The sequence below is a fragment of the Yimella lutea genome (assembly GCF_006715095.1).
In the GTDB taxonomy this organism is placed as follows: Bacteria; Actinomycetota; Actinomycetes; order Actinomycetales; family Dermatophilaceae; genus Yimella; species Yimella lutea.
In genome coordinates, this window is the sequence record NZ_VFMO01000001.1 from 682,113 (window position 1) to 706,401 (window position 24,289).

Consider the following 24,289-nt stretch of genomic DNA (forward strand, 5'->3'; position numbering starts at 1 on the left):
GTGACTGCATGAGCGACACCACCATCCGCCGGATCGAACCGGGCGACGCCGACTGGTTCCTGGCTGCGGACGAACTCGTCTGGGCCGACGACGAAGCCGGCGATCGGCAGGATCGCCTGCAGAACACCCCGACACGGGCCGGCTTCGCAGCCGAGCAGGACGGTGAACTCGCCGGGATCAGCGCGTCGTGGGACATCGAGCTGGCGGTGCCGAGCGGGATGACCGGGAGTCGCCTGGTGCCGGCCGAGGGCCTCACCTGGGTCGGCGTCCACCCCGACCACCGTCGCCGGGGCGTCCTGAGCGCGATGATGCGCCACCACCTGCGTTGGACGCGCGACGAAGGCCGTTCACTCGCCGCGCTCAAGGCGTCCGAGCCCGGCATCTATGGACGCTTCGGCTACGGCCTGGCTGCGCAGTCACTCAAGGCGAAGTTCGGCCGGGGCGCCCAGTTCGCCGCTCCCTCAGAGGTTTCCGATCTGGCGGACGCAACCCGCACGACCTTCCGGACTGCTTCCCCCGACGACGCGCAGCGATTACACGCACTGATGCGCCGCTGCGCCGTCGAGGGTGCTTGCGGAGCAGTGGTCCGTCACATCGATGACCTGCGACGGCTGCTCACCGACATACCCGAACAGCGCAGGGACAGGGAGCGTAACCGTCTGTTGTGGGCGACGCGGGACGGCGAGGACGTCGGTTACGCCTTGCTGCGCCGCACCCACAAATGGGACGACGGGTTGCCCGGCGGTGAGATCGACGTGTTCATGTTCGGTTCGACCGACACCGGTGCGCGCCTGGCGCTGATGCGCCGACTCGTCGACTTCGACCTGATGGGTTCGGCCATCAACTGGATGCCGCTGGACGACCCATTGCTGCTGTGGAGCCCGTCGCCGCGTGGCGTCGGCAGCGGCGTGACCGACTCGTTGTGGCTGCGCATCGTCGACCTGTCCGCCGCTATCGCCGAACGTGGGTTCGCCGCGCCGTGCGACGTCCGAATCACTGTGCAGGACAAGCTCATCGAAGAGAACGACCGTGTCTGGCACTGGGTGGTCGACGCCGACGGTACGGGTGCCCTCGAGCCGGCGGCGGGCGAGGCCGACCTCAGTCTCGACATCGTCGACCTCGGTGCTGTCTGGCTCGGCGGTCAGACGCTCGGCGCACGGCACGCTGCCGGCTTCGTCAGGGAAACCAGCGAAGGAGCGGTCGCTGCCCTGGACGCAGCCTTGCGGACGGCGAGCCAGCCGACGAAGGCGGTCGACTTCTGACCGAGCTCAGTCGGCCGGGTGGAAGCCGGCGTTCTGCGCGGCGGTCTCGTCCACGAACCAGACGTCGGCGTCGCGTTCCCACTCGGCTTCCGATCCGCCACGGAAGGACATCGTGTCCTGCCAGGCGCGAATCGGGTGGCCGAGCGGCTGCGCGCCGTCATCGATCGCAGCGGCGGAGCCGATGCCGTACCCGCCGTCACGAACCTCGTCGTAGTCGCTGACCCGTCGCCCGCCGGTGCCGTCGGCACGAGCCCCGCCGGGGAACGGTCCGTCGTGTGGGCCGGGCTCGACCGCCGCCGCCGGGATGTCCGTCGCCGGGAGCTCCTGCTCCACATCCGGCGTCGAGCGATGCACGCCCGGCAGATCGCCGTCAGGGTTGTCGTCATCGATTCCGATCGAGCGCGGCGTCGCCTCGGCGTGCTCGCGTCCTGCGCCGGTGTACGCATCACCGGGGGAGTCGGGCACCGCGCCCGCAGCACCGCCGGCGACCGCCGCCTCGTTCTGAGGCTTCTGGTCGACGAGTGCCTCGTCCGGTGCGTCGTGCGCCTCGATCTCCTCGACGGACTCGACCGTCACCGGGTAGTCGTCGGACGACGTCGTGGTCCCCGCGTACACACCGTCACCGCGGGAGACGGCGTCCGGATCACCGACAGTCGCCGGGGTCCGGGCTTCCCGCTCGTCGCTCGACCCGACGGCCGCGCCGCTTGCTGCCCCGGCGGCGGCTGCTTGACCGGCGCGTCGATCGGCGTCCGTGTTCTCGGCGCTCACACCCTCGCCGGCCTCGTCCTGCCGGGAGCCGGCTGAACCTTGCCAGCCGTGCCGGCGGTAGTACTGGTGGAGTTCGCCTTCCTCGCTGCTCGACAGGTGGTCGTCTGAGTCGACGCGGGGTGAGTTCTTCACCACGTCCCGGGTGAACGGCACGCGGATCTCATCGCCACCGAGGTCGACGCCGTCGAGCGGCACCAACGACTCACGCGTGCGGAACAGGCCGGTACGCACGCAGGCCCAGGAGGGGCGACCGGTGGCGTCGTGGACGTAGATCTGATCGACTCCGCCGATGCGTTCGCCCTCGCTGTCGAGAACGGTTGCGCGAGTGAGGCGCTGGAGGTCCTCGTCGCGGATGCGGCGGGCCTCGTGCGGTGAGTTGTCGTGAGCCATAGGGATCCCTCATTCCTCGGGCGACTGTGTCCGAGCGCTGCGCGAACCCGGACTCCTGTCGATCGTGGCACAGCCCCGGTTCCGATTGGCCGTCCTGGGACGGGTCAGATGCGCCAGTGTGCGCTGAACCACAGTGACCGGCAAGGGCCGATCAGGACGCCGTGTCTGCGACGATCGGACAAAACCACAGCGGAAGGTGATCGAACATGAATGACGCACCGATCGGGCGCACCGTCGTCCTCAACAAGGGTTTCGTCGACTCGTTGTCCAAGGGGCAACTGCAGGCGTACGTCCAGGTCCTTGTCGACGCCTCGGAGAACCATCCTGACGCCGACAAGGATGTCCTGCGCGAAGAGCTCGAACGCAGCTTCCAGCGCATCGGCGTCGAGATCTCTCCGGTCGAGATCGACCGCACCGCAGAGCAATTGGTGGGTGAGGGTGCGGCACCGCTGACCATCTCGACCAATGACGGCACGATCTTGTTCGAGCGGGAGGAGCGTAGTTCCGCAGAGCCGACCCAGGAGACTCACGCAGACCCCGCCGACCCGGAGCGGCCGCTGTATTCCTGAACCCGGTAGGTCCTGTCGCGCGAACCGGACGTCCGGCGACCCCACAGTCATGCAGGGCCATGCAGGGTTCGCCGGACGTTCATTTTCGCCTCGCCCGCTGGCCGCCTGCGGGGTGAATTTCGACGTCCTTGACCATTTCTTGAACATTTTCGGTTTTCTTCGACCGTGCCCTATCGGCCAGCCCGTGCTAACGTCAGTCTCGTTGCAGTTGCAGTTCCTCGTAAGACGAAGTGCCCGCCGACAGGTGGGCATTTGCATGTTCGGGGACGGTTTCGGCAACACAGTTCCTGCCGACTTGGCGGGAATGAAACCGTACACAGATTGAGAGTTACCCCGCATGGCACAAGGAACCGTCAAGTGGTTCAACGCGGAAAAGGGCTTCGGCTTCATTGCGCAGGATGGCGGCGGCCCGGACGTTTTCGTCCACTATTCCGCTATCCAGACCCAGGGCTACCGCAGCCTTGAGGAAGCGCAGCGCGTCGAGTTCGACATCACCCAGGGCGACAAGGGCCCGCAGGCGAGCAACGTCGTCGCGGTCTGAGTTCACCTCAGTATGGTGATGGCACGCAACATCTGAGACTTTCACCAGCGAAACCGCCCCGGCATCTGCCGGGGCGGTTTCGTGTCTTCGGCCGGCGTCAGCTGCGCGCGAGCAGGGACAGGAAGTCGCGTGCGACCGGCGCCGCGACCGTGCCGCCACCCTTGCCGGCCGGAACATCGGCGACCAGGACGGCAAACGCCACATTGCCCTGCCAGCCGGCCAACCAGGCGTGGGCACCGGCTTTCCCACCTTCGAAGAACTCCGCCGTGCCGGTCTTCGCGTGGACCTCACCGCCGGGCACGCCCTCGACGAGCGTGGCGGTGCCGTCGGTGACTGTCAGCCGCATCATCTGCCTGATCGAGTTGACGATCCCGGCATCCAACGGCTTCGGCGTCCGGTCGCCGCCCTGGGCGGGGGATGTGACCAGAACCGGCGGCACGTAGCTGCCGCGCGCGATGGACGCGGCAACGCTCGCGATCATCATCGGTGAAGCAAGGATGCGTCCCTGCCCGATCGTCATCGCCGCCGTGTCGGTTGGCCCGGCGGACGCGGGGACGCTGCCGCTGTAGGCCCCGTTGACGCCGACCGACTTGCTCAGGTCGGTTCCGAACCCGAACAGCGAAGCCGCCTGCTGCAGATCGCTCGCACCGAACGGTTTCGTCGAGTTGACGAAGGCTGTGTTGCAGGAGTGCGCGAAGTCGTCGCGGAAACTGGGATCGCCGAGCGTCTCACCCTCGAAGTTGCGGAAGGCGCGGCCGTCGATCTTCGTCTCCTGCGGGCAGGCCACCTTGGTGTCGGGATTCAGCCCCTTCTTCAGCAGCTCGTACGCAGAGACGATCTTGAAGGTCGATCCGGGCGAGTAGCGACCGGTGACGGCCCGCTCCAGCCCGTACGTCGGTGCGTTGGCGGCCGCGAGGATGCCTCCCGTCGGGACGTCGATCGCCACGACCGCACCCATGGACCCCTCCGGCAGCGAGTCGAGCGCCTTCTCCGCAGCGGTCTGCACCTTCGGGTCGAGGGTGGTGCCCAGGTTCTTGCCGTCCTGTGCGCCGGCGCCGAAGAGCACCGCATCAGGCTGGGACCTCGCCGAGATCTTCAGCCCGGCCTTCGGCAGGAGCACCCCGTCGTACTGTCGTTGCAGCCCCGAGGTGCCGGCGAACATGCCTGACCGGTAAGTGCTCGGGTCCTTCTTGAGCATCTCGGCTGTGACCGGGCCGACTGCGCCGAGCAAGGGCTGCCCGAACGTACGGTTGGCTGCGAGCGGTTGTTTTCGCTCACGAACGATCGCCCCGGCAAGGTCGCGGATGCCCGACGATCGCTCCTCGTAGTCGTCCTTGCGGTAGGTGATGACATCGATCGTGGACTTCGACCCGGAAGCCTTCGCCGCTGTCACCTTGGCGCGCAGACCGCCGACGCCGGTGGTGTTCTCCAGCCGCCGGGCCGAGTCGAGGGTGGCCTTGGTCGGGTCGAGCGAGATGTCGTACACCGACTGGTTGGTCATGATCGCGGCGTTGTCCCGGCCGCGGATCTCCCCGCGCAGGCCGCTGTCCAGATCGACCACGAATGCGTCGTTCGCCTGCAACTTGGGGTGCCAGAGCGAGCGGTTGTTCGCCACGACACCCCAGCTGTCGCCGGACTTCTCCAGCTCGATCGGGTTCACCCAGCTGAACGTCCGGCCGCCCGAGACGGTCCAAGCGACGTTGACAACAGCCGTGGCGCGGTTGCCGTTGCGCTCGAACCCGGAGATCGAGGTCCGGACGTTGCCGTTGCCCAACTGCGCTGTGGTCGTGCGGAAGTCCTCGGCAGCGGCGGCGGGTTCGGTGCCGACGTAATTCGCCCGGTCGAGCGTGCGGTCCGACCACGCGCTCGCGAAGCTCGTCGCTGCGTTACGAGCGGCCTCGTCCAACTCCTGCTGTTCGGAACGTTCGTTCCAGAGCATGTAGCCCCCGGCTCCGGCGGCGATCATCAACCCTGCGGTCGTCGTTGCCAGGACTGTGCGTGCGCTCATCGATCCCTCTCGGCGTTTCAGGTGCCAGGCAGCTGCTCGTCAGCAGTGCTGCGCAGTGTCCGTGACCGGCTTCACGCTGGTCGACTTGCTCGACGGCTCGGTGGTGGGGGAGGACGTCGTGGGGCTGGACGACGTGGTCGGGCTCGACGTCGAAGCGGTCGCGCCCGCCTTCGGGGCCTTGGGGTCGTGCGGGGTGTTGATCGCGGTCTTGACCATGGAGCGGATCTTCGCGAAGTCGGGGTTGTAGTGCTTGACCGAGTCGGTGACGTTGACCGTGCGCGAGTTGCCGCTCTTCATGCGATCCACCAGTTCGGCGAACGCAGGGAGCTCGTCCTGGGGGACGTCCAGACGGATGTTCTGCCCGGCAGCTTCCATGATGCCGGTGAACTTCGTGACCATCTTGAACGGATCGGTCTGGGAGACAAGAGCGTTCACCATGCAGCGTTGACGACGCATGCGGTCGTCATCGGTGCCGGCGACGCGGCTGCGGGCGTACCAGAGAGCGTTCCGACCGTTCAGCTTCTGATAGCCCGGCGCGATGTAACCGGTGATGCTGCCGGGGACGACGTAGCCGTTGACGACCTTCCCGCCGATCGGGATGCCCGGCGGCGGACCGGGGACGGTGATGTAGACGCCGCCCATCGCGTCCACGAGTTGCTGGAAGCCCGACATGTCGATGACCGCGGTGTAGTCGATGTGCAGACCGACGATCTCGCCGATGACCTCGCGCGTGGTGTCGAGACCGGGGTTGGCCTCGTCGGCGGGGAACTTGTCCTTGTTGTTGTCGGCCTCGATCCAGACGCCGTTCATCATGCATTCGGCGCCGGCGCCACCGCGCTCAGGGCAGTCGTAACCCTTGGGGAACAGGGCGTGCATCGGGTTGTTCTTGGGAAACGGCACCTTCTGCAGGTTGCGTGGGATCGAGATCAGCGTGGTGTCACCGGTCTTGGTGTCGATGCTGACGACCATCATCGAGTCGGTTCGCTGCTTGTACCGGTCGGTGCCGGCGTCCGAGCCCAACAGCAGCATGTTGACCCGAGGAACCGACTTCCACGGATCGGAACCCGTCCCGGGACCGCGTGCAGGGCCGCCGCGTCCCTCGTACCGGTCGGTGAAGATCTTGTCGAACGCGCTGCGGGTGACCGTCACGTAACGCACCGCCTGCACGGCCGGCACGGCGACGATCAGCACCATGAGCATGGTGAAACCGCGAAGCGCCCAGCGCATCTTCGAGGTCCACCGGCGTCCGGACGTCTCCTTCGCCGTCAACAAAATGCCGCTGATCCAGACCAGGGCACCGATGGCGACCAGGACGAGCAGCGAGATCAGACCCCGTTTGGTGGCGAACTTGGCCGCGCCGGCCAGCACACCGCCGCTGAACAGCACGAACCCCAGGACGATGGCCGTCACCGCAGCGCCCAGAGCCAGGACGACTCCGAGCCACTTGCGCCGGGTGCGCAGCAGCCCGATCCCGGGCCAGATGGTCGACAGACCGGTGAGGGCCAGTGCTCGCTTCAACTGCTCGGAGCGCACCTGCCGTACTTCGTGCCGGCTCAGCTCCCGGCCGTCGCGTGTGGGCGTGGAAGCGTCGTCCTCGGTGGACACATTGCGGTCCTCGGTCGACATCGTTTCCTTCTCACGCTGGTCGTACGGCCGTCCTCGTGGGCGCGGCCGCTCAGGCTGTGGTCGTTCTCCGGATGTTCTGTTGCACGACAATCCCCTATGAGGGACGACGTGCACGGTACTGCGGTTGGTTCCCCCTCGAACCCATTTTGCAGGTACTCGCCGTAGCGGGGTAGCCTGACCGGGCTGCCGTACATGGTGCCTCGTCGTTGCTCGATGAGCAACGTGAGACATCGCACGGCAAGCGGAGGAGGCGTCGCCTAGTCAGGTCTATGGCGCCCGCCTGCTAAGCGGGAGCGGTCTTAAAGCCGCACGCGGGTTCAAATCCCGCCGCCTCCGCCGATCGACAAGGGCTCCCCGACCGGGGGGCCCTTGTCTCGTTCTGCGGGGTCTCATCGAGGCAGCCGGATCTGGAAGATCGTGTCGCCGGGCCGCGAGGTCACCGACACGGCGCCGCCGTGTGAGCCCACCACCGCGTCGACGATCGACAAACCGAGACCCGTCGACCCTTCGGTGCGGGTACGCGCGCGATCGCCACGGGTGAAGCGTTCGAAGATGTGCGGCACGAGGTCCGGATCGATACCAGGCCCGTCGTCGCGCACCATCAGTTCCACGTGGTCCTCGAACTCGCGGACACCCGCCGTCACGGTCGTGCCGGCCGGCGTATGGCGTCGCGCATTCGCCAGCAGGTTGATCATCACCTGGCGCAGCCGTGCCTCGTCGCCGATCACCTCGACCGCGTCCTGCGGCAGATCCAGGTTCCACCGGTGCTCACGTCCGGCCACCTGCGCATCGCTCACGGTCTCGATGAGCAGCATCGACAGATCGACCGGTTCGCGGTCGAGCGGGCGTCCGGAATCGAGTCGGGCCAGCAGCAGCAGATCCTCGACGAGCGCGGTCATCCGGGTCGCCTCGGACTCGATGCGTCCGAGGGCGTGGGTGACCGAATCGGGCACCGGCTCGGGTTCACGACGGGACAGTTCGGCGTAACCGCGGATGGACGCGAGCGGGGTCCGCAGCTCGTGCGAGGCGTCCGCGACGAAACGGCGGACGCGGGTCTCGCTCGCCTGGCGGGTGCTCAGGGCAGCGCCCATGTGGTCGAGCAGGTTGTTCAGCGCGTGGCCGACCTGACCCACCTCGGTGCGCGGGTCGGTGTCGCGCGGGTCGACACGCTCGACGATGTCGACCTCACCGCGGGACAGCTGCAACTGGGACACCTTGGTCGCCGTGCCGGCGACACGACGCAGTGGTTCGAGGTTGCGCCGGATGAGGAATGCGCTCCCGAGGCCGACGATGAGCACGCCGAGCCCGCTGAGCAGCCCGACCGAGAACGCCGTCTTCGCGATGCTCTCCCGCACCGGCTCCAGCGGCAACCCCATGATCGTGACCACTTGCTCGGTCGAGCGTTCGCCGGTGTCGACCTTCATCACCCGCTGCGGATGCCGGACGGCAATCAGCCGGTAGTCGCCCGCGTCGTCGACGTGCACCGTCCGAGGGTTCGAGTCGAGGCCGACCGCGAGCAGTTGGTCGATCTGGGTGGGAGACAGGCGGGTTCGTTTGCCGGGCGCGTTGATCCAGGCGTCCGGGGTGTACTTGTCGGTGTCCGGGTCACGCGAGACCGTCGGGGTCGAGGTGTCTGCGAGCACGTCGAGGCGCAGCATCGAGCCGCCGGCGACACTTCCCTGCGGCCCTTGTGGTCCGGGTGCGGCTCGGTCGCCCGAATTGCTCAGAGCAGCATGGGAACTCGTCAACTGTTCGTCCACCTGGCCGAGCAGCGTCCGCTGCAGTTGCCAGACCGTCAACGCGCCGACGGTGGCCGTGACCAGGAAGAACAGCAACAGGACGCCTGCGACCAGTTTGGTGCGCAGCGTCCAGCGGCCGGGGGAGACAAGGGTCACCCGTGGATCACTTAGCCGGTTTCAGCACGTAGCCTGCGCCGCGCATGGTGTGGATCATCGGCTCGCGCCCGGCATCGATCTTCTTGCGCAGGTAGGAGATGTAGAGCTCGACCACGTTCGCCTGCCCACCGAAGTCGTAGTGCCACACCCGGTCGAGGATCTGCGCCTTGCTCAGCACCCGCTTCGGGTTGCGCATCATGAACCGCAGGAGCTCGAACTCGGTTGCGGTCAACGAGATCTCGGCGCCGTCCCTGATCACCTCGTGACTGTCCTCGTCCAGCGTGAGGTCACCCACCCGAAGTACCGAGGACGATTCCTGCACCATCTGGGTGGAGCGTCGGATCAGGGCGCGGACCCGAGCGACAACCTCTTCCAGCGAGAAGGGCTTGGTCACGTAGTCGTCGCCACCGGCGGTGAGTCCGGCCACCCGATCCTCGACGGCGTCCTTTGCGGTGAGGAACAGCACCGGCAGGGACGGGTCGCTGTCGCGCATCCGGCGCAGCACCTCGAGTCCGTCGAAGTCGGGCAACATCATGTCGAGCACGACGGCGTCCGGCTCGAACTCCTTCGCCGTCTTCACCGCGCTCGTGCCGGTCGCCGCGGTGCGGATCTGCCAGCCCTCGTAGCGCAGCGCCATGCCGAGCAGTTCGGTCAGGTTCGACTCGTCGTCGACCACGAGGACGCGCACCGGCGAGCCGTCGAGCCGGGTGAGCGCAGGAGCGTTTGCCATGAGACCAGTGTGCATTTCACAGCTAGCCGACAGCTATCGCATTCCTGTGCGATTTCTATGACAAGTCAGTGATGGGCGAGCAGCCGCGCTGCTCGCCCATCACCGTTCGATGCTGGCAGCGGTTATCGAGTCGCGAGCACCTGGCGCATGTCCGGACGGGTCTCCGGCGCCTCGTTGCGGCGTGCGTCGGACTCCTCGTCGGTGGTGAGTTCCTGGCTTTCGCGTTCGGCCTTCACCCGCTCCAGGTAGGCGTTGACCTCGTGTGCCTTCTTCGCGTCGTCCCAGCCGAGCACCGGTGCGATGAGGTCGGCTGCTTCCTGGGCGGCTTCGGTGCCGCGGTGCTTGGTCTCGATCGACATGCGGGTGCGCCGGGTGAGCACGTCGGCGAGGTGCAGCGCGCCTTCGTGGGTCGCGGCGTACTTGATCTCGGCGCGCAGGTAGGCCTCGGCGTTGGTCACCGGTTCGAGCAGCGACGGGTCCTCCTCGCCGAGTGCCAGCACCTCGTGCAGTTTCGATCCGTACCGGCCCAGCAGGTGCTCCACCCGCCACTCGGGCAGCCCGGTCTCGGCGGCGAGCTCGCCCTTGAGGTTGAGCATCGCCTGGTAGCCGTCGGCCCCGATGAGCGGGACGTTCTCGGTGACGGAGTCCTTGATCTGGCCGAGGTCTTCGGCAGCGGCGTCGACGGCGTCTTTGGCCATGACCCGGTAGGTCGTGTACTTACCACCGGCGATCGAGATCAGACCGGGCTCCGGACGCGCGACCGCGTGCTCACGAGACAACTGGCTGGTCGACTCGCTTTCGCCGGCGAGCAGCGGGCGCAGCCCGGCATAGACACCGAGGATGTCGTCCTTGGTCAGTGGGGTGGCCAGCACCTCGTTGACGTGCTCGAGGATGTACTCGATATCGGTTTTGGTGGCCGCCGGGTGGGCGACGTCGAGCGCCCAGTCGGTGTCGGTGGTGCCGATGATCCACTGCTGGCCCCACGGGATCACGAACAGCACCGACTTCTCGGTGCGCAGGATAAGGCCGACCTCGCCGGCGATGCGGTCGCGCGGAACGAGGATGTGCACGCCCTTGCTGGCGCGCACTCGGAAGCGTCCGCGTCCGCCGCTCATCTTCTGCACGTCGTCGGTCCAGACGCCGGTGGCGTTGATGACGACCTTGGCGCGCACCGTCTGGGTGGTGCCGGTGTCGACATCGCGCACGACCGCACCGACGACCCGGTCGGCTTCCTTGACGATCTCGACGACCTCGGTGCTGTTTCGCACGACCGCCCCGTAGTGCGCGGCGGTGCGGGCGACCATCATCGTGTGTCGGGCGTCGTCGGCCTGGGCGTCGAAATAGCGCACTGCGCCGACCATCGCGTCGGACTTCAGGCCGGGGAAGAGCTTCAGGGCACCGCCGTGCGTGAGGTGCTTCTGGCGCGGCACCGAGCGTGCACCGCCCATCTGGTCGTACATGGCCAACCCGGCCGCAACGTACGGACGCTCCCAGCCACGGTGCGACAGGGGGTACAGGAACGGGACGGGGTGGACGAGGTGGGGCGCGATGCGGGTCAGCATCAACTCGCGTTCCTTCAGCGCCTCGGCCACCAGGCTGAAGTTGAGCTGTTCGAGGTAGCGCAGGCCGCCGTGGAACAACTTGGAACTGCGCGAGGAGGTGCCGCTGGCGAAATCGCGCGCCTCGACCAGTCCGGTGCGCAGTCCGCGGGTCGCTGCATCGAGCGCAATGCCGGCGCCGGTGACGCCGGCGCCGATGACCAGGACGTCGAACTCGCGTTCACCGAGTTCCTCCCAGGCTTGCTGGTGCTCGGCCGGACCGAGTGTGGCGCTGAAGGGCTGCATGACCATGGGAATCTCCTGGCTGCCTCGACGAGTGTTCTGGTTCAACTGTAAACGAGTGGTCAACGTCGCCACCCACTGGCCACTACGGATGTAGAGGACCGAAAAACGCGCCGGTCAATTGTGCTCAAGCCCTACGGACATGGGTCGACCTTTGGTAGAACATAGTCACATCTACGTCGAAGATCGTGGTCCGCGCTCTTCGCATACTGGGAGGAGGGGTTCAACGGTGAGCCTCGGAGCAGTATTTGTCAGTGAAGTGATCGGAACCGCGATCCTGCTGTTGTTGGGTTGTGGTGTCGTCGCGAACGTCGCGCTGCCGAAGAACAACGGTACGGACGGCGGTTTCCTGATGGTCAACTTCGGGTGGGGTCTCGCGGTCTTCGCGGGTGTCTACGCCGCCTGGAAGTCGGGCGCGCACCTCAACCCGGCCGTCACCATCGGTCTGCTCACTCAGAGCCTCGGTGACGAACCCGTGACCTACGCCAAGGGCGTGGAGATCACCGCCGCGTCCACCATGGTCTACCTGGCCGCCGAACTGATCGGTGCCTTCATCGGTGCCGTGTTGTGCTGGATGGCCTACAAGAAGCAGTTCGACGAGCGCGGTGAGGCCGGCTCGCTCGGCGTCTTCTCCACCGGCCCGCAGATCCGTTCCACCGGTTGGAACCTCGTGACCGAGGCCCTGGGGACCTTCGTTCTGGTCTTCATCATCATGATGTTCGGCAAGTCACCCGCAGGTCTCGGCCCGTTGGCCGTGGCGCTGCTTGTGGTCGGAATCGGTGCCTCGCTGGGTGGCCCCACGGGGTACGCCATCAACCCGGCGCGTGACCTCGGTCCGCGTATCGCGCACGCCGTGCTGCCGATCCCGCACAAGGACGACAGCAACTGGGGTTACGCGTGGATCCCGGTCGTCGGCCCGCTCCTCGGCGCCGTCGCTGCAGGTCTGCTCGCGATCGTCTACATGTGATCGGACGTGGGCCCGTCGCACCAGCGGCGGGACACTCCTCTCTTCCCCGCACGAAACTTTCGGCTAAGGAGCCACCGCAGTGAGCAAGTACATCGCTTCGATCGACCAGGGCACCACCAGCACGCGGTGCATGATCTTCGACCACGACGGCAAGGTCGTCTCGGTCGCACAGATGGAACACGAGCAGATCTTCCCCAAGGCCGGCTGGGTCGAGCACAACCCGGCCGAGGTCTGGGAGAACACCCGCAAGGTGAGCGCCGAGGCCATGGCCAAGGGAGACATCTCGCGCGGCGACGTCGCCGCGGTCGGCATCACCAACCAGCGTGAGACCGCGGTCGTCTGGGACAAGAACACCGGCGAGGCCGTCTACAACGCGATCGTCTGGCAGGACACCCGCACCGACAAGATCGTCGAGGAACTCGGCGGCTCCGAGGGTGCCGACAAGTACAAGGACAAGGTCGGCCTGCCGCTGGCCACCTACTTCTCCGGTCCGAAGGTCAAGTGGATCCTCGACAACGTCGAGGGCGCTCGCGAGAAGGCCGACAAGGGCGACCTGCTGTTCGGCAACATGGACACCTGGGTGTTGTGGAACATGACCGGCGGCTCGGACGGCGGTGTCCACGTCACCGACGTCACCAACGCCTCGCGCACCATGTTGATGGACTTGGACACCCTGCAGTGGGACGAATCCATCGCCAAGGACATGGGCATTCCGATGTCGATGCTTCCGGAGATCCGGTCGTCGTCGGAGGTCTACGGCAAGGGCCGGGAGAAGGGCTCCTTCCCGGGTGTGCCGATCGCGGGCATCCTCGGCGACCAGCAGGCCGCCACCTTCGGTCAGGTCTGTTACGAGCCCGGCACGGCGAAGAACACCTACGGCACCGGCAACTTCATGCTCCTCAACACCGGTGAGGAGAAGGTCATGAGCAAGAACGGCCTGCTCACCACCGTCTGCTACAAGATCGGGGACAACAAGCCGATCTACGCCCTCGAGGGTTCGGTCGCCGTCACCGGGTCGCTGGTGCAGTGGCTGCGCGACAACCTCAACCTGATCAGCTCGGCGCCAGAGGTCGAGGACCTCGCCAAGGGTGTCGAGGACAACGGTGACGTCTACATCGTCCCCGCCTTCTCCGGTCTGTTCGCCCCGCACTGGCGCTCCGACGCCCGCGGCGCGATCGTCGGCCTCACCCGGTTCGCGAACAAGGGCCACATCGCCCGTGCCGCGCTCGAGGCCGTCGCGTTCCAGAGCCGCGAGGTGATGGACGCGATGAACGCCGACTCCGGCGTCGACCTCACCGAGCTGAAGGTCGACGGCGGCATGGTGGTCAACGAGACCCTCATGCAGTTCCAGGCCGACATTCTTGGCGTGCCCGTCATCCGTCCGGTGATCAACGAGACCACCGCGTTGGGCGCGGCCTACGCGGCCGGCCTGGCCGTCGGTTTCTGGAAGGACGAGGACGAACTGCGCAAGCAGTGGGCCGAGGACAAGCGCTGGGAGCCGCAGATGGACGAGGCCGACCGCAAGCGTCTGTACGCCAAGTGGAACAAGGCCGTCCAGCGCACCCTCGACTGGGCCAAGGACGACGAGAAGCCGGAAGACGCGGTGTCGGAGGCCGACATCCAGCAGTAACCGACCGGTGGATGAGCCGTCGTGAGGCTGCGAGCGACGCATCGAAACCCGGAACATAACCAGGCCCCAGCCCGACACGGGTGGGGCCTGGTTCTGTTCAGGCAGCGGGGACGCTGTGGTGCCGGCCGATCGGCACCACCAGCGGCGTCCCGGTCACCGGGTCGGGCACGACACTCGCGGTCAGACCGAAGACCCCGCGCACTCGCTCGGCGGTGATCACCTCCGTCGGGCTGCCCTGAGCGACGACCGTTCCTTCTTTGACCGCGATGAGTTCGTCGGCGTACCGGGCAGCCAGGTTGAGGTCGTGCAGCACCATCGCCACCGTCGTCCCGCGCTCGCGGTTGAGGTCGGTGACCAGGTCGAGCACGTCGACGGCGTGGGCGAGGTCGAGGAAGCTGGTGGGTTCGTCGAGCAGCAGCACGTCGGTCTGTTGGGCGAGCACCATCGCGATCCACACCCGCTGTCGTTGGCCACCGGAGAGTTCCTCGACGAGGCGGTCTGCGAGGTCGAGGGTTGCGGTGGCTTCGAGTGCCTCGGCGACGATGCGATCGTCGTCACGGGTACGGGGACGAAACGCGCTCTGGTGCGGGTGCCGGCCCAGCCCGACGAGTTCGACGACGGTCATGCCGCTCGGCGCGACAGGTTGCTGTGGGAGCAGCGCGACGCGCCGCGCGACCTGGTTGGGGCGCATCGACCTCAGGTCGGCGCCGTCGAGCAGCACCGCACCCGCGTGCGGACGCAACACCCGCGACAGCCCGCGCAGCAGCGTCGACTTGCCGCAGCCGTTCGCGCCGACGATCGCGGTGATCTGGCCCGCGGGCAGCGCGAGGTCGAGACCGTCGACGACGGTGTGCTTGTCGTAGGTGAGGGTGAGGCCACGTGCTTCGAGGGTCATGCGTCGTTACTTCCTCGCGAGGTGGGGCGGTGGATCAACAGGGACAGCAGGAAAGGCGCGCCGGCGATGCCGGTGAGCACACCGACCGGGAGGCTGCCGGGCACGACGTACGTGGTGAGGTAGTCGGCGGCAACGACGATGCAGGCTCCGATGAGTGCCGACAACGGGATCGAGGGGCGGCCGCCGTTGAGGCGGCGCGCGGTGGGCCCCGCGAGCAGGCTGACGAACGCGATGGGGCCGGTGACGGAGGCCGCGGTGGCGGTGATGACGACCGCGACGGCCATGAGCGCGAGTCGGGTGCGGTCAGCCGCAGCGCCGAGTGCAGTGGCCGCTTCGGCGCCGAGTTCGATCAGTCGCAGCGGCCGGGCGAGTACAGCGGCCACCGGCAGGGCGATGGCCAATACGACTGCCAGCCGGGCGATTCCGCTCCACGCGGGGGAGTTGAGCGACCCGGTCAGCCACACCATCGCGTCCTGTGCCTGATGGATGTTGGAGCGCATGAGCAGCCACTGGATCAGCGACTGCAGCGCCGCGCTGATGCCGAGCCCGATGAGGATCATCCGGTGCGAGGCGGTCGCGCCGCGGCCGCCGACGAGGTGGATCAGCAGCGCGACGACGAGGCTGCCGGCGAGCGCGGCGAGCGACATCGGTGTGCCGGACCAGCCCAGCAGCACCGACGAACCCAGCGCCCCTGCGCTTGCTCCCAGCGAGACGCCGAGCACATCGGGGCTGGCCAGCGGGTTGCGCAACATCGTCTGGAAGATCGACCCGGCCGCGCCGAAGGCGACCCCTGCAAGAGCTCCTGCGAGCGCGGCCGGGAGTTTGGACTCCATCACCATGAAACCGGCCACCGGGATGTCGGTGCCGGTCACGATGCGGAAGAAGTCGGGGATCGTCACGGTGTAGTCGCCGAGCAGCACGCGCGCGGCGAGCAGTCCGAGCAGCGCGAAGGCCGCGGTTACGAGCGCGACCGACAACCTGCGGCGGACGCGGGTGCGCGCGGCGGCCACCGCCTTCAGGGCAGGGGTGGCGCAGGTTGCGGCAGTCACAGGGTGACCACCTTTCGGCGCAGCAACACGATCAGCGCGGGCACCCCGACCAGTGCGGTGAGGATGCCGGCCGGAAGCTCGCCTGGGCGGGCCACGACGCGTCCGATGACGTCGGCGAGGGTCAGCATCGCGGCGCCGCCCAGGGCGCACAGCGGCAGCAAGCGGGTGTGGTCGGGCCCAGCGAAGCCGCGCACGACGTGGGGCACGACGAGCCCGACGAAGGCGATCGGGCCGGCGATCGAGGTGGCCGTGCAGGCGAGCAGCACGGCTCCGGCGGCGACGGTGATGCGCACCAGCGCGACCCGCCGGCCGAGGGCACGGGCGAGGTCGTCGCCGAGTGCGAGCGCGTTGAGAGTGCGCGCCGAGGCGACCACGATCAGTGCGCCGACGGCGAGGAAGGGGAGGGTGAGGAGCAGGTTCGCCGACTCGCGTCCGCCGACGGAGCCCACCTGCCAGAAACGGTAGACCTCAAGCGCCCCCTGGTCGCGCATGAGCAGCGCGGCGGTGATGCTCGAGCAGCCGGCGGTGACCGCGGCGCCGGTCAGTGCCAGCGTGATCGGGCCAGCGCCACCGTAGGCCGCGGAGGCGATCGCATAGACGGCGAACGCCGCGAGAGCGCCGCCGAGCAGGGCAAGGAGCACGAACGACAGTTGGTTGCCGGCGAAGCCGGCGGTCAGGCCGATGACGACGGCCAGTGAAGCGCCGGCGTTGACACCGAGCAGTCCCGGGTCGGCCAGCGGGTTGCGGGTGAGCCCCTGCAGCGCGGCACCCGACACGGCGACCGACGCCCCGACGACGACGGCGACGAGGGTGCGGGTGGCGCGTGCATCGACGACGGCGGCCGCGTCACCGGTGCCGGTGAAGAACGCGTGCAAAGCGTCGAGCATGCCGAGGCTGCTGCTGGAGCCGATGGCGAGGGAGAGCGCGCAGGCGACGCCCAAGGTCGCCGTCGCGATCGCGAAGCCGACGCCGGCGCGCCGGCGCGACCCGCGTCCGGTTGTGGGTCGGCCGGACGCGGGTCGGGTGGAGACGAGAGTGCTCACAGCGCCTTGGCGGCGGCCGCAGCAAGCTGCGGCAGGAACTTCTCGAGTGCGGTCGGGATGCTCAGCGGGGTGGGGCTGGACATCGGCATGGCCGCGACGTTGTCGGAGCTGGCGACGTACGAACCACGTTGCAGCGCAGGGATTTTCGACAGCAGCGCGTTGCCGGTGATCTGCTTGGTCTGCGCTGCGTTGTCGACGTAGAAGACCAGCACGTCGGCGTCGGCGGTCGAGGCGTTCTCGGCGGAGACATCGACGCTGAACAGGTTGGGCTTGCCGGCCGACAGCTTGGTGACGAAGCTCGGCGTCGTCATACCGAACGCCTCGAGCATGCGCGGACGGTTGTCGATGCTGGTGTAGAAGCTCACCTTCGACAGGTCGGTCGGTGTGAACCAGGCCCACGCCGCCGACTTGCCCTTGATTGCGGGGTACTTCGCGACGGCGGTCTTGATCGAGTTCTCGGTGTCGGTCTTCAGCTTCGCGGCCTCGGTGGACTTGCCGAACGCCTTGCCGACGAGGTCGAGCGACTGCTGCCACGAGGTGCCCCAGGGCTGGTCGGGGTAGGCGACGACAGGCGCGATCTTCGACAGCTTCGCGTAGTCGTCTTTGGTGATGCCGGAGTTGGTCGCGAGGATCAGGTCAGGCTTGAGCGCGGCGACCTTGTCGAACGGGGTGCCGTCGGCGTCGCTGTAGCGGGTGGGCTGCTTTCCGCCGATCTTCGCCAGCGCGGCGTCGTACCAATCGGTCGACTTGCCGGCGTTGCCACCCCAGGTGACTTCCGGCGCGCCGACCGGCGCGACGCCGAGCGAGACCGCGACGTCCTGGTCGCTCCAGCCGAGGGTCACCACTCGCTGCGGCGCCTTGGTGATGGTGGCGGAACCGAGCGCGGTCTTCACAGTCACCGGGAAGTCGCCGCTGTCGGTGGTCGTTGTGGCGCCGGCCGCCTGGGTGCCCGCGGTTTGGCTGTCGGCGCCACCGGTCGGCCCGGTCGAGCAGGCTGCGAGCAAGCCCGTTGCCAGCAGCGCGATGGGAAGTGCGATCTTCTGCATGCGAGGAATTTCCTTGTCGGATAAGAGATTTCGGGCGGGTTGTGGTTCAGACGCGGGCTTGGCCGAGCTGCCAGAAGGAGGAGAACATGACCTTCCTGCGGTGCACACCGCGCTCGCCGACGAGGTGTTTGCGGGTGCCGGTCGCGAGGGCGCGCTCCCCGCAGATCCACGCATAGCCGAGGGCGGGCCACTGCAGACCGGGCAGCACCTCCAGCACGGCTTCGCCGGGCGCGCGATCGCCGCGAATGACGATGTGCGCGTCGATGTCGACCGGTAGCGGCGACAGGTGATCGGTGTCCGGCACCTCGACGATGATCGTGCGCGGCTTGTCCGGGTGCTGGTCGATGATCGCGGCCAGGGCCGGTGCGCCGGTTTCGTCGGCGACCAGCAGTTCGTGGCCGTCGTGCTGGGGCAGGTAGAGCGCGGTGCCCTGGCGGAAGCCCAGGCGGTCACCGACGCGCGCTCGCGACGCCCAGGCAGTGCCGGGACCGGCGTCGCCGTGCAACACGATGTCGACATCGGCCTCGCCGAGGTCGGGGCGCACCGCCCGCAAGGTGTACCACCGAAGTTCGGGGCGTTCGACCGGATTCATCGCATGCACTGCGCGCCGTACGTTGGCCTCGTTCGGATCTGGCATCGTCAGCCGACCGTCGGTGGGGATGAGCAACCCGAAGTACTCGTCGGGGCCGTTGCTGGCGTAGCCGCTGAACTCCTTGGCCACGAACGTGAACCGACGCACATGGTCGGCGACCTCAGTGATCGAGCGGACGGTCATGGGCCACTGCCGAAGGTCGGTGCGGTCGGGCATCTGCGCCATCGTGACGGCGGTGTACGCAGAGACGGCGCGCTGTTCGATGCGGTCGAGCAGAGTGGTCACGCGAATTCCTTCCGGTTGCTGGACCCCACTTCATGATTTGAGAGCGGCGGCCCAAGAGTGGCGGATTAGGTCAGGCATACCTAACTAAGCGTTACCTAACCATGTCAAGCCGGTCTCACTCCCGCCAGGGGGGTGCTCGCGGTAATGCGTAAGTCGCGCTTCTACCGGGTCGATGTTCCGCGTAGGCGTCGCTCGCTGCGCAGCGCCGTCGAGTACGCCGTGGCAACCTTCGGCGGACTCGACTACGCGTTCAACAACGCAGGCATCTTCGCGTCCGCACCACTTGCCGATCTCGAGATCGAGGAATGGCAGCGCGTCGTACGTCGAGATCTCGCCCCTGGTGGGCGGCATCCAGGTCCGGGTGTCGTCTCCGGAGGGCCCCTCGACCTTGATCACAGTCGCGCCGAGGTCGGCCAGCAGCATGGTCGCGTGAACCGACGCACACTCGGAGGTAGCAATGGGAAAGCGTGGCAGCGGTCCCGACTTCATCGAAGCCTTGGCCAGAGGCCTGGAGGTGATTCAGGCGCTCGGCGACGCCCACGACACGAAAGGTGCTGCTCGCCGACCTGAGCCCTGAGGAGCTGGACGCGGTGCTCGACCAGCCGAGCCGATCGGGGGTGGTCGCCCGCCGGGAGGTCGACCGGGCCCAACTGGGACGGGAACTTGCGGATACTCGCGCCAAGGGGTGGTGCATGACCGATCAAGACCTCGCAGTGGGCATCCGTTCCGTGGCCGCGCCTCTGCGCGATGCGACGGGGCGTGTCGTGGCGGCTCTGAACGTCAACGCTCATGCCGGCCAGACTTCGGTGGACAGGTTGCTCGAGCACCACCTGCCCAGACTGCTCTCTACGGCATCCTCGATCAGTGAGGACTACGTGCGTCGGAACCAGCTTCGGTGACCGAACAGCAGTGAGGTGGGTCAGAGCCAGTTCTTGCGACGGAAGATGACCCACATCGTGGTGCTGACAGCGAACATCAAGAACAACGCGAACGGGTAGCCGAACCACCAGGAGAGTTCGGGCATCTTCTCGAAATTCATGCCGTAGATGCCGGCGACGACAGTAGGGGTGAACAGGATGGCCGCCCACGACGAGGCCTTCTTCACCTCGTCCGCCTGGTTGTTCGCCACCTCGGCAAGCCGCTTCATCTCCTCATTCTGGGTCTGTGCGACGAGGGTGGCGTTGAGGGTGAGGATGTCGGCGAGCGACTGCCGGAAGCCGTCGACCCGCTCGGCGACACTGGTGGCGTGGTCGGCGACGTCGCGTAGTGAGCGCTGGAGTTCGGGGTCGGTGCCGTATTTCTCGACACCCTTGTCGAGCGCGTCGAGGATGCGTTGCAAGGGCTTCACCGCACGCTGCAACTCCATGACCTCCTGGCTGAGTTCGTAGATGCGGCGCGAGACGCTCGGATCGGACTCGAACACCTGCGTCTCGATCTCGTCGATGTCGTTCTCGAGGCCTACGAGCACGGGAGCGTAACCGTCGACGATGTGGTCGAGCACGCCGTACAGCACGGCTTCGGGGCCGAGCGCGAGCAGGTCGGGCTCGGCTTCCAGCCGTTTGCGCACCGGACCGAGCTTGGGGTCGGCGCTGTGCCGCACGGTGATGACGAAGTCGGGTCCGATGAACAGGTGGATCTCGCCGAAGTCCACGGTCTCGGTGTCGTCGTCGTAGCTGGCCGAACGGAGCACCACGAACAACGTGTCGTCGTAGCGCTCGAGCTTCGGACGCTGGTGGGCGACGATCGCGTCCTCCACCGCCAGCGGGTGCAGGTCGAAGATGCGCGCGACCTGCTGCACGTGATCGGCGCTGGGGTGGGCCAAGCCGATCCAGGCCATCGGCCGCTCGGACGGATCGGGCTTGTGCGACAACCGGTGGATGGTCTCGGAGATCGTCGCGGGGTTCTCCAATTTGCGACCGTTGCAGTAGATCGCACGCTCGACCACCGTGGCCTCTGCGGGACGGTCTTGCTCATCGCGCGCAGGCTCGAACGACGCAGCCGGACCGTCGTAGGTGAACAGGTTGCGTGCGGGTGATTTCGGGACGGTGACCGGGCGTCCGCGCCAGACGGGCATGGCCGAAACACTAGCCCCGAAAGGTCGGATCATTCACGTCCGTGCGGGTAGGCCATGGCGAGCACGTCGAGGGCTTCGTCGAGCTGCTGCTCGGTCAGTGTGCCGTCGGCGACGTGGTCGCGTTCGATGACGACCTCGCGGATGGTCTTGCCCTCCTTCAGGGCCTGCTTGGCGATGCTTGCGGCTTCGTCGTAACCGAGCTGGTGGTTGAGCGCGGTGACGATCGACGGGGACGACTCTGCGTACCGGCGCATGCGGTCGGCGTCCGGCTCGATCCCATCGACACAACGCTCTGCGAAGACCCGAGAAACGTTGGCCAACAACTGGATCGACTCCAGTACATTACGCGCGATCACGGGCAGCATCACGTTGAGTTCGAAGGTGCCGGCGCTGGCCCCGAACGCTACGGCTGTGTCGTTGCCGATGACCTGCGCACTGACCTGCAGCATCGCCTCGCACAGCACCGGGTTCACCTTGCCCGGCATGATCGAGCTGCCGGGCTGCAGATCGGGCAGGTGAATCTCCGCCAGACCGGCGGTCGGCCCGGAGCCCATCCACCGGATGTCGTTCGCGATCTTGGTGAACGCGACCGCGCAGGTGCGCAGCAGGCCCGACAGGTCGACCAGCGAGTCGCGGCTGGACTGGGCAGCGAAGTGGTTACCCGCCTCGGTCAGCGGCAGGTCGAGCGACTTCGCGAGATCGTCGATCACCGTCTTGGCCAGCCCGGTGGGCACGTTGATGCCGGTGCCCACGGCGGAGCCGCCGAGGGGAAGTTCGCCGACGCGGGGCAGCACCTCGCTCAGGCGGGAGATGACGTACTCGACCTGCGCGGCGTATCCGCCGAACTCCTGCCCGAGGGTCACCGGGGTGGCGTCCATCAGGTGGGTACGCCCGGACTTCACCAAGTCGGCGAACTCGGTCTCCTTGGTGCGCAAAGACTTTGCGAAGACCTCAAGAGCAGGGATGAGCTCGTTCTTCACGCCGGCGGTGGCGGCGATGTGCATCGCCGCGGGGAACTGGTCGTTGGAGGAGAACGGGTCGTTCACTGCATCGTTGGGGTGGACGTCCTTGCCGAGCGTGTCGGCAGCGAGGGTCGCGATGACCTCGTTGGCGTTCATGTTGCTGGACGTGCCCGAGCCGGTCTGGAAGACGTCGATCGGGAACTCGTCGTCCCAGGTGCCGTCCGATACTTCCGCGGCAGCGTCCGAGATCGCCTGTGCCACATCGGAGTCGAGGGCTCCGCTGGCGGCGCGCGCTCTCGCGGACGCGCCCTTGATCGAGGCCAGCGCGTGGATGAGGGACGGTTCGATCGGACGCCCGGAGATGGGGAAGTTCTCGACAGCGCGTTGGGTCTGTGCGCGCCATTTCGCGTTGACGGGTACTTCGACCTCGCCCATCGAATCGCGCTCGGTCCTCGTCTTCTGCTCGGACATCGTTGCTCCTTCAGTCGAGTTCGTCGTCTTTCTCCAGTCAACAGCGGTTGGCGCTCCAGTTGTTCCTCCGGTTGCGGTGCGAACCGGGCGGGCCGGTGGAACAGTCCTCGCATGGAATTGCTGATCGAGCCCATGACCGCGGCCGAGTTCGAGCGTTGGACCGCGGTCGTGCGGGCGCACCTGATCGCGATCCGCACCGGCAATGCGCCAGGAGACCCGGCGGCTGTTGCCGACCGCGTCCTGGAGACGCTGCATCAGCAAGGGAAGCAGCAGCTGTGGCGCCGTCGGTGCAACAGTGAAGCGGGCCGGGGCGGAGCTGGTCGCGGCCAAGATGAGCATCCGGGTGAACGACGTGCCGGACGGTACGATCGAACTGCGTCCGATGACCGAGGATCGTTTCGAACGGTTCATCGACGCCGGCATCGAGCATTACGCCCACTCCATCTTCGATGCCGGCGGTTTCGAAACGATCGAAACCGCGCGGCTGGCTTCGCTCGAGGAACACAAGCGCCTGCTGCCGCAGGGTCTGCAGTCGCCCGGTCATCGCTCTGGTCGGCCTTCGACGCGGCCGATCCGACGCAGGAAGTCGGGTTGCTGTGGGTCCAGGAACGACCCGACCACGGCTTCATCTACGACATCGCGGTGGACCCTGCCGAAGGGGATCGACCGGCTGACCACTCCCACTCACGCGGTGGTGAAGATCGTCGGGGGCAAGATCGTAGAGCTGCACCAGATTCTCCAGGTGTGAGCCGAGTGGAACAACACGGAAACAACGCGGCGCCGCAAGCCCTGTGCTGCTCGTTCCGCCGACAGGATGGACGGATGCGCCGCGTTGTTTCCGCCCATGTCGAAGCCACTGTTTCCGCCACCGCCGACATCACCTGGTCGGTGGCGGTGTCCGAGGTCGTACCGCGAGCCGAGGAAGAGCTCACGGTCACCGTCGACGGCACGAAGATCGAGTTGGAAGAGATCGTCGACGGGATGACGCGGCTGCACCGGTGCCGGCAAACCCCGGCGGGCGCTCTCGTCCTCGACTATCGATGCACGGTCGACGAACAAGCTCCCGAGCCGGACGTGACGCTCCTGGACGAGGTCGTGTTCCTGCGTCCGAGCCGTTATGTCGATTCAGACACTCTCGCTCCCGTTGCCCATGCGACGTTCGGGGGGAAGCAGGGCAAGGACCTGCTGGATTCCGTTGCGGTGTGGGTGAATCAGAGCCTGCAGTACGTCAGCGGTTCCAGTCGTCCGACCGACGGATCCATCCAGACCTACCTGTCCAGGCAGGGGGTCTGTCGCGATTTCGCGCACCTGGTGATCGCGATGCTGCGTGGGCTGAACGTGCCTGCCCGGCTGGTGAGCGTCTACGCGCCGGGACTCAGCCCGATGGACTTCCACGCGATCGCCGAAGCGTTGATCGACGGCAAGTGGCAGGTCGTCGACGCGACCTCGATGGCGCCGCGTACCTCACTGCTGCGTATCGCGACCGGCCGGGACGCGAGCGACACCGCGTTCATGACGGTTGCTGCCGGTCAGGTGGAGCTCGGTCAGATGCAGGTCACGGCGATCGCCGAGCCCGACCTGCCGACCGACGACCCCTCGATGCTGACCCAGCTGCGCTGACAGTTGCTGAGTGTCAGACGCAGTC

Annotated in this window: 21 protein-coding genes, 1 tRNA gene and 2 pseudogenes; 10 read left to right on the forward strand and 14 right to left on the reverse strand. The window is 67.1% G+C overall.

The window, feature by feature from the left end:
• The first annotated feature begins 8 nt into the window (after window positions 1-8).
• Entirely contained in the window at window positions 9-1,262 is a 1,254-nt protein-coding gene (locus FB459_RS03175) for a GNAT family N-acetyltransferase (RefSeq protein ID WP_141927443.1), read from the forward strand.
• A 6-nt stretch (window positions 1,263-1,268) separates the two neighbouring features.
• Here the strand turns inward: FB459_RS03175 and FB459_RS03180 are convergent, their stop codons facing one another.
• Complete coding sequence (locus tag FB459_RS03180; RefSeq protein ID WP_141927444.1) at window positions 1,269-2,420, reverse strand: PRC-barrel domain-containing protein; 1,152 nt, start codon at window positions 2,418-2,420, stop codon at window positions 1,269-1,271.
• Window positions 2,421-2,626: 206 nt separating this feature from the next.
• On the opposite strand from FB459_RS03180, the gene FB459_RS03185 reads away from it, so the two are divergent.
• Window positions 2,627-2,989 carry a hypothetical protein gene (locus tag FB459_RS03185; RefSeq protein WP_141927445.1) on the forward strand — a complete coding sequence of 121 codons (363 nt, stop codon included), beginning with the start codon at window positions 2,627-2,629 and terminating at the stop codon, window positions 2,987-2,989.
• Window positions 2,990-3,326: 337 nt separating this feature from the next.
• Window positions 3,327-3,530, forward strand: a complete 204-nt coding sequence (locus tag FB459_RS03190; RefSeq protein WP_129624281.1) for a cold-shock protein — start codon at window positions 3,327-3,329, stop codon at window positions 3,528-3,530.
• Window positions 3,531-3,627: 97 nt separating this feature from the next.
• On the opposite strand, the gene FB459_RS03195 is transcribed toward FB459_RS03190, so the two are convergent.
• Window positions 3,628-5,538, reverse strand: a complete 1,911-nt coding sequence (locus FB459_RS03195; protein WP_141927446.1) for a penicillin-binding transpeptidase domain-containing protein — start codon at window positions 5,536-5,538, stop codon at window positions 3,628-3,630.
• Between the two features lie 39 nt (window positions 5,539-5,577).
• Window positions 5,578-7,164 (reverse strand): LCP family protein, encoded by a 1,587-nt coding sequence (locus FB459_RS03200; protein WP_170221663.1) that lies wholly within the window; start codon window positions 7,162-7,164, stop codon window positions 5,578-5,580.
• Between the two features lie 246 nt (window positions 7,165-7,410).
• On the opposite strand from FB459_RS03200, the gene FB459_RS03205 reads away from it, so the two are divergent.
• A tRNA-Ser gene (locus tag FB459_RS03205) sits at window positions 7,411-7,500 on the forward strand.
• Between the two features lie 53 nt (window positions 7,501-7,553).
• Here the strand turns inward: FB459_RS03205 and FB459_RS03210 are convergent.
• From FB459_RS03210 to FB459_RS03220, 3 genes are all read right to left on the reverse strand, one after another.
• Window positions 7,554-9,059, reverse strand: a complete 1,506-nt coding sequence (locus tag FB459_RS03210; RefSeq protein WP_141927448.1) for a sensor histidine kinase — start codon at window positions 9,057-9,059, stop codon at window positions 7,554-7,556.
• Between the two features lie 7 nt (window positions 9,060-9,066).
• Window positions 9,067-9,789, reverse strand: coding sequence for a response regulator transcription factor (locus FB459_RS03215; protein WP_141927449.1), 723 nt, complete (start codon window positions 9,787-9,789; stop codon window positions 9,067-9,069).
• Window positions 9,790-9,911: 122 nt separating this feature from the next.
• Window positions 9,912-11,639, reverse strand: a complete 1,728-nt coding sequence (locus FB459_RS03220) for a glycerol-3-phosphate dehydrogenase/oxidase (RefSeq protein WP_141927450.1) — start codon at window positions 11,637-11,639, stop codon at window positions 9,912-9,914.
• A gap of 220 nt (window positions 11,640-11,859) precedes the next feature.
• Between FB459_RS03220 and FB459_RS03225 the strand changes: the two genes are divergently transcribed.
• Together FB459_RS03225 and glpK are read left to right on the forward strand one after the other, a co-directional pair.
• On the forward strand, window positions 11,860-12,597 hold the full coding sequence (locus FB459_RS03225) for an MIP/aquaporin family protein (RefSeq protein ID WP_168990109.1): 738 nt from the start codon (window positions 11,860-11,862) through the stop codon (window positions 12,595-12,597).
• 79 nt (window positions 12,598-12,676) lie between these two features.
• Window positions 12,677-14,227: a glycerol kinase GlpK gene (glpK, locus tag FB459_RS03230; protein ID WP_141927451.1), complete on the forward strand. Its 1,551-nt coding sequence runs from the start codon at window positions 12,677-12,679 to the stop codon at window positions 14,225-14,227.
• A 97-nt stretch (window positions 14,228-14,324) separates the two neighbouring features.
• Here the strand turns inward: glpK and FB459_RS03235 are convergent, their stop codons facing one another.
• From FB459_RS03235 to FB459_RS03255, 5 genes are read right to left on the reverse strand one after another with little or no spacing between them, the layout of a single operon-like run.
• On the reverse strand, window positions 14,325-15,122 hold the full coding sequence (locus tag FB459_RS03235; protein ID WP_141927452.1) for an ABC transporter ATP-binding protein: 798 nt from the start codon (window positions 15,120-15,122) through the stop codon (window positions 14,325-14,327).
• On the reverse strand, window positions 15,119-16,171 hold the full coding sequence (locus FB459_RS03240; RefSeq protein WP_246092301.1) for a FecCD family ABC transporter permease: 1,053 nt from the start codon (window positions 16,169-16,171) through the stop codon (window positions 15,119-15,121). The genes FB459_RS03235 and FB459_RS03240 overlap by 4 nt, the downstream gene beginning before the upstream one ends.
• Window positions 16,168-17,214: a FecCD family ABC transporter permease gene (locus tag FB459_RS03245; RefSeq protein ID WP_246092302.1), complete on the reverse strand. Its 1,047-nt coding sequence runs from the start codon at window positions 17,212-17,214 to the stop codon at window positions 16,168-16,170. The genes FB459_RS03240 and FB459_RS03245 overlap by 4 nt, the downstream gene beginning before the upstream one ends.
• A complete protein-coding gene (locus tag FB459_RS03250) occupies window positions 17,211-18,260 on the reverse strand; it encodes an iron-siderophore ABC transporter substrate-binding protein (RefSeq protein WP_141927453.1) in 1,050 nt (349 codons plus the stop codon). The genes FB459_RS03245 and FB459_RS03250 overlap by 4 nt, the downstream gene beginning before the upstream one ends.
• 46 nt (window positions 18,261-18,306) lie before the next feature.
• Window positions 18,307-19,137, reverse strand: a complete 831-nt coding sequence (locus FB459_RS03255; protein ID WP_141927454.1) for a siderophore-interacting protein — start codon at window positions 19,135-19,137, stop codon at window positions 18,307-18,309.
• A gap of 144 nt (window positions 19,138-19,281) precedes the next feature.
• On the opposite strand from FB459_RS03255, the pseudogene FB459_RS18175 reads away from it, so the two are divergent.
• Window positions 19,282-19,404: pseudogene (locus tag FB459_RS18175) on the forward strand (hypothetical protein); the annotation flags it as partial.
• A 27-nt stretch (window positions 19,405-19,431) separates the two neighbouring features.
• Here FB459_RS18175 and FB459_RS18180 read toward each other — a convergent pair.
• Window positions 19,432-19,626 (reverse strand): annotated as a pseudogene (locus FB459_RS18180) (CoA transferase); the annotation flags it as partial.
• A gap of 62 nt (window positions 19,627-19,688) precedes the next feature.
• Between FB459_RS18180 and FB459_RS03265 the strand changes: the two are divergent.
• A complete protein-coding gene (locus FB459_RS03265; RefSeq protein ID WP_141927456.1) occupies window positions 19,689-20,036 on the forward strand; it encodes an IclR family transcriptional regulator domain-containing protein in 348 nt (115 codons plus the stop codon).
• A gap of 20 nt (window positions 20,037-20,056) precedes the next feature.
• On the opposite strand, the gene corA is transcribed toward FB459_RS03265, so the two are convergent.
• Both corA and FB459_RS03275 read right to left on the reverse strand, forming a co-directional pair.
• Window positions 20,057-21,211: a magnesium/cobalt transporter CorA gene (gene corA / locus FB459_RS03270; RefSeq protein ID WP_141927457.1), complete on the reverse strand. Its 1,155-nt coding sequence runs from the start codon at window positions 21,209-21,211 to the stop codon at window positions 20,057-20,059.
• Between the two features lie 29 nt (window positions 21,212-21,240).
• On the reverse strand, window positions 21,241-22,644 hold the full coding sequence (locus FB459_RS03275) for a class II fumarate hydratase (protein WP_141927458.1): 1,404 nt from the start codon (window positions 22,642-22,644) through the stop codon (window positions 21,241-21,243).
• 202 nt (window positions 22,645-22,846) lie between these two features.
• Between FB459_RS03275 and FB459_RS03280 the strand changes: the two genes are divergently transcribed.
• Complete coding sequence (locus FB459_RS03280; protein WP_170221664.1) at window positions 22,847-23,392, forward strand: hypothetical protein; 546 nt, start codon at window positions 22,847-22,849, stop codon at window positions 23,390-23,392.
• Window positions 23,393-23,466: 74 nt separating this feature from the next.
• A complete protein-coding gene (locus FB459_RS03285) occupies window positions 23,467-24,264 on the forward strand; it encodes a transglutaminase-like domain-containing protein (RefSeq protein ID WP_141927460.1) in 798 nt (265 codons plus the stop codon).
• Window positions 24,265-24,289: the final 25 nt, after the last annotated feature.

Coding starts and splice junctions, on each gene's coding strand:
- FB459_RS03175 (WP_141927443.1), top strand. CDS start 9: ATGAGCGACACCACCATCCGCCGGATCGAACCGGGCGACGCCGACTGG.
- FB459_RS03180 (WP_141927444.1), bottom strand. CDS start 2,420: ATGGCTCACGACAACTCACCGCACGAGGCCCGCCGCATCCGCGACGAG.
- FB459_RS03185 (WP_141927445.1), top strand. CDS start 2,627: ATGAATGACGCACCGATCGGGCGCACCGTCGTCCTCAACAAGGGTTTC.
- FB459_RS03190 (WP_129624281.1), top strand. CDS start 3,327: ATGGCACAAGGAACCGTCAAGTGGTTCAACGCGGAAAAGGGCTTCGGC.
- FB459_RS03195 (WP_141927446.1), bottom strand. CDS start 5,538: ATGAGCGCACGCACAGTCCTGGCAACGACGACCGCAGGGTTGATGATC.
- FB459_RS03200 (WP_170221663.1), bottom strand. CDS start 7,164: ATGTCGACCGAGGACCGCAATGTGTCCACCGAGGACGACGCTTCCACG.
- FB459_RS03215 (WP_141927449.1), bottom strand. CDS start 9,789: ATGGCAAACGCTCCTGCGCTCACCCGGCTCGACGGCTCGCCGGTGCGC.
- FB459_RS03220 (WP_141927450.1), bottom strand. CDS start 11,639: ATGGTCATGCAGCCCTTCAGCGCCACACTCGGTCCGGCCGAGCACCAG.
- FB459_RS03235 (WP_141927452.1), bottom strand. CDS start 15,122: ATGACCCTCGAAGCACGTGGCCTCACCCTCACCTACGACAAGCACACC.
- FB459_RS03250 (WP_141927453.1), bottom strand. CDS start 18,260: ATGCAGAAGATCGCACTTCCCATCGCGCTGCTGGCAACGGGCTTGCTC.
- corA (WP_141927457.1), bottom strand. CDS start 21,211: ATGCCCGTCTGGCGCGGACGCCCGGTCACCGTCCCGAAATCACCCGCA.
- FB459_RS03275 (WP_141927458.1), bottom strand. CDS start 22,644: ATGTCCGAGCAGAAGACGAGGACCGAGCGCGATTCGATGGGCGAGGTC.
- FB459_RS03280 (WP_170221664.1), top strand. CDS start 22,847: ATGCGCCAGGAGACCCGGCGGCTGTTGCCGACCGCGTCCTGGAGACGC.
- FB459_RS03285 (WP_141927460.1), top strand. CDS start 23,467: ATGCGCCGCGTTGTTTCCGCCCATGTCGAAGCCACTGTTTCCGCCACC.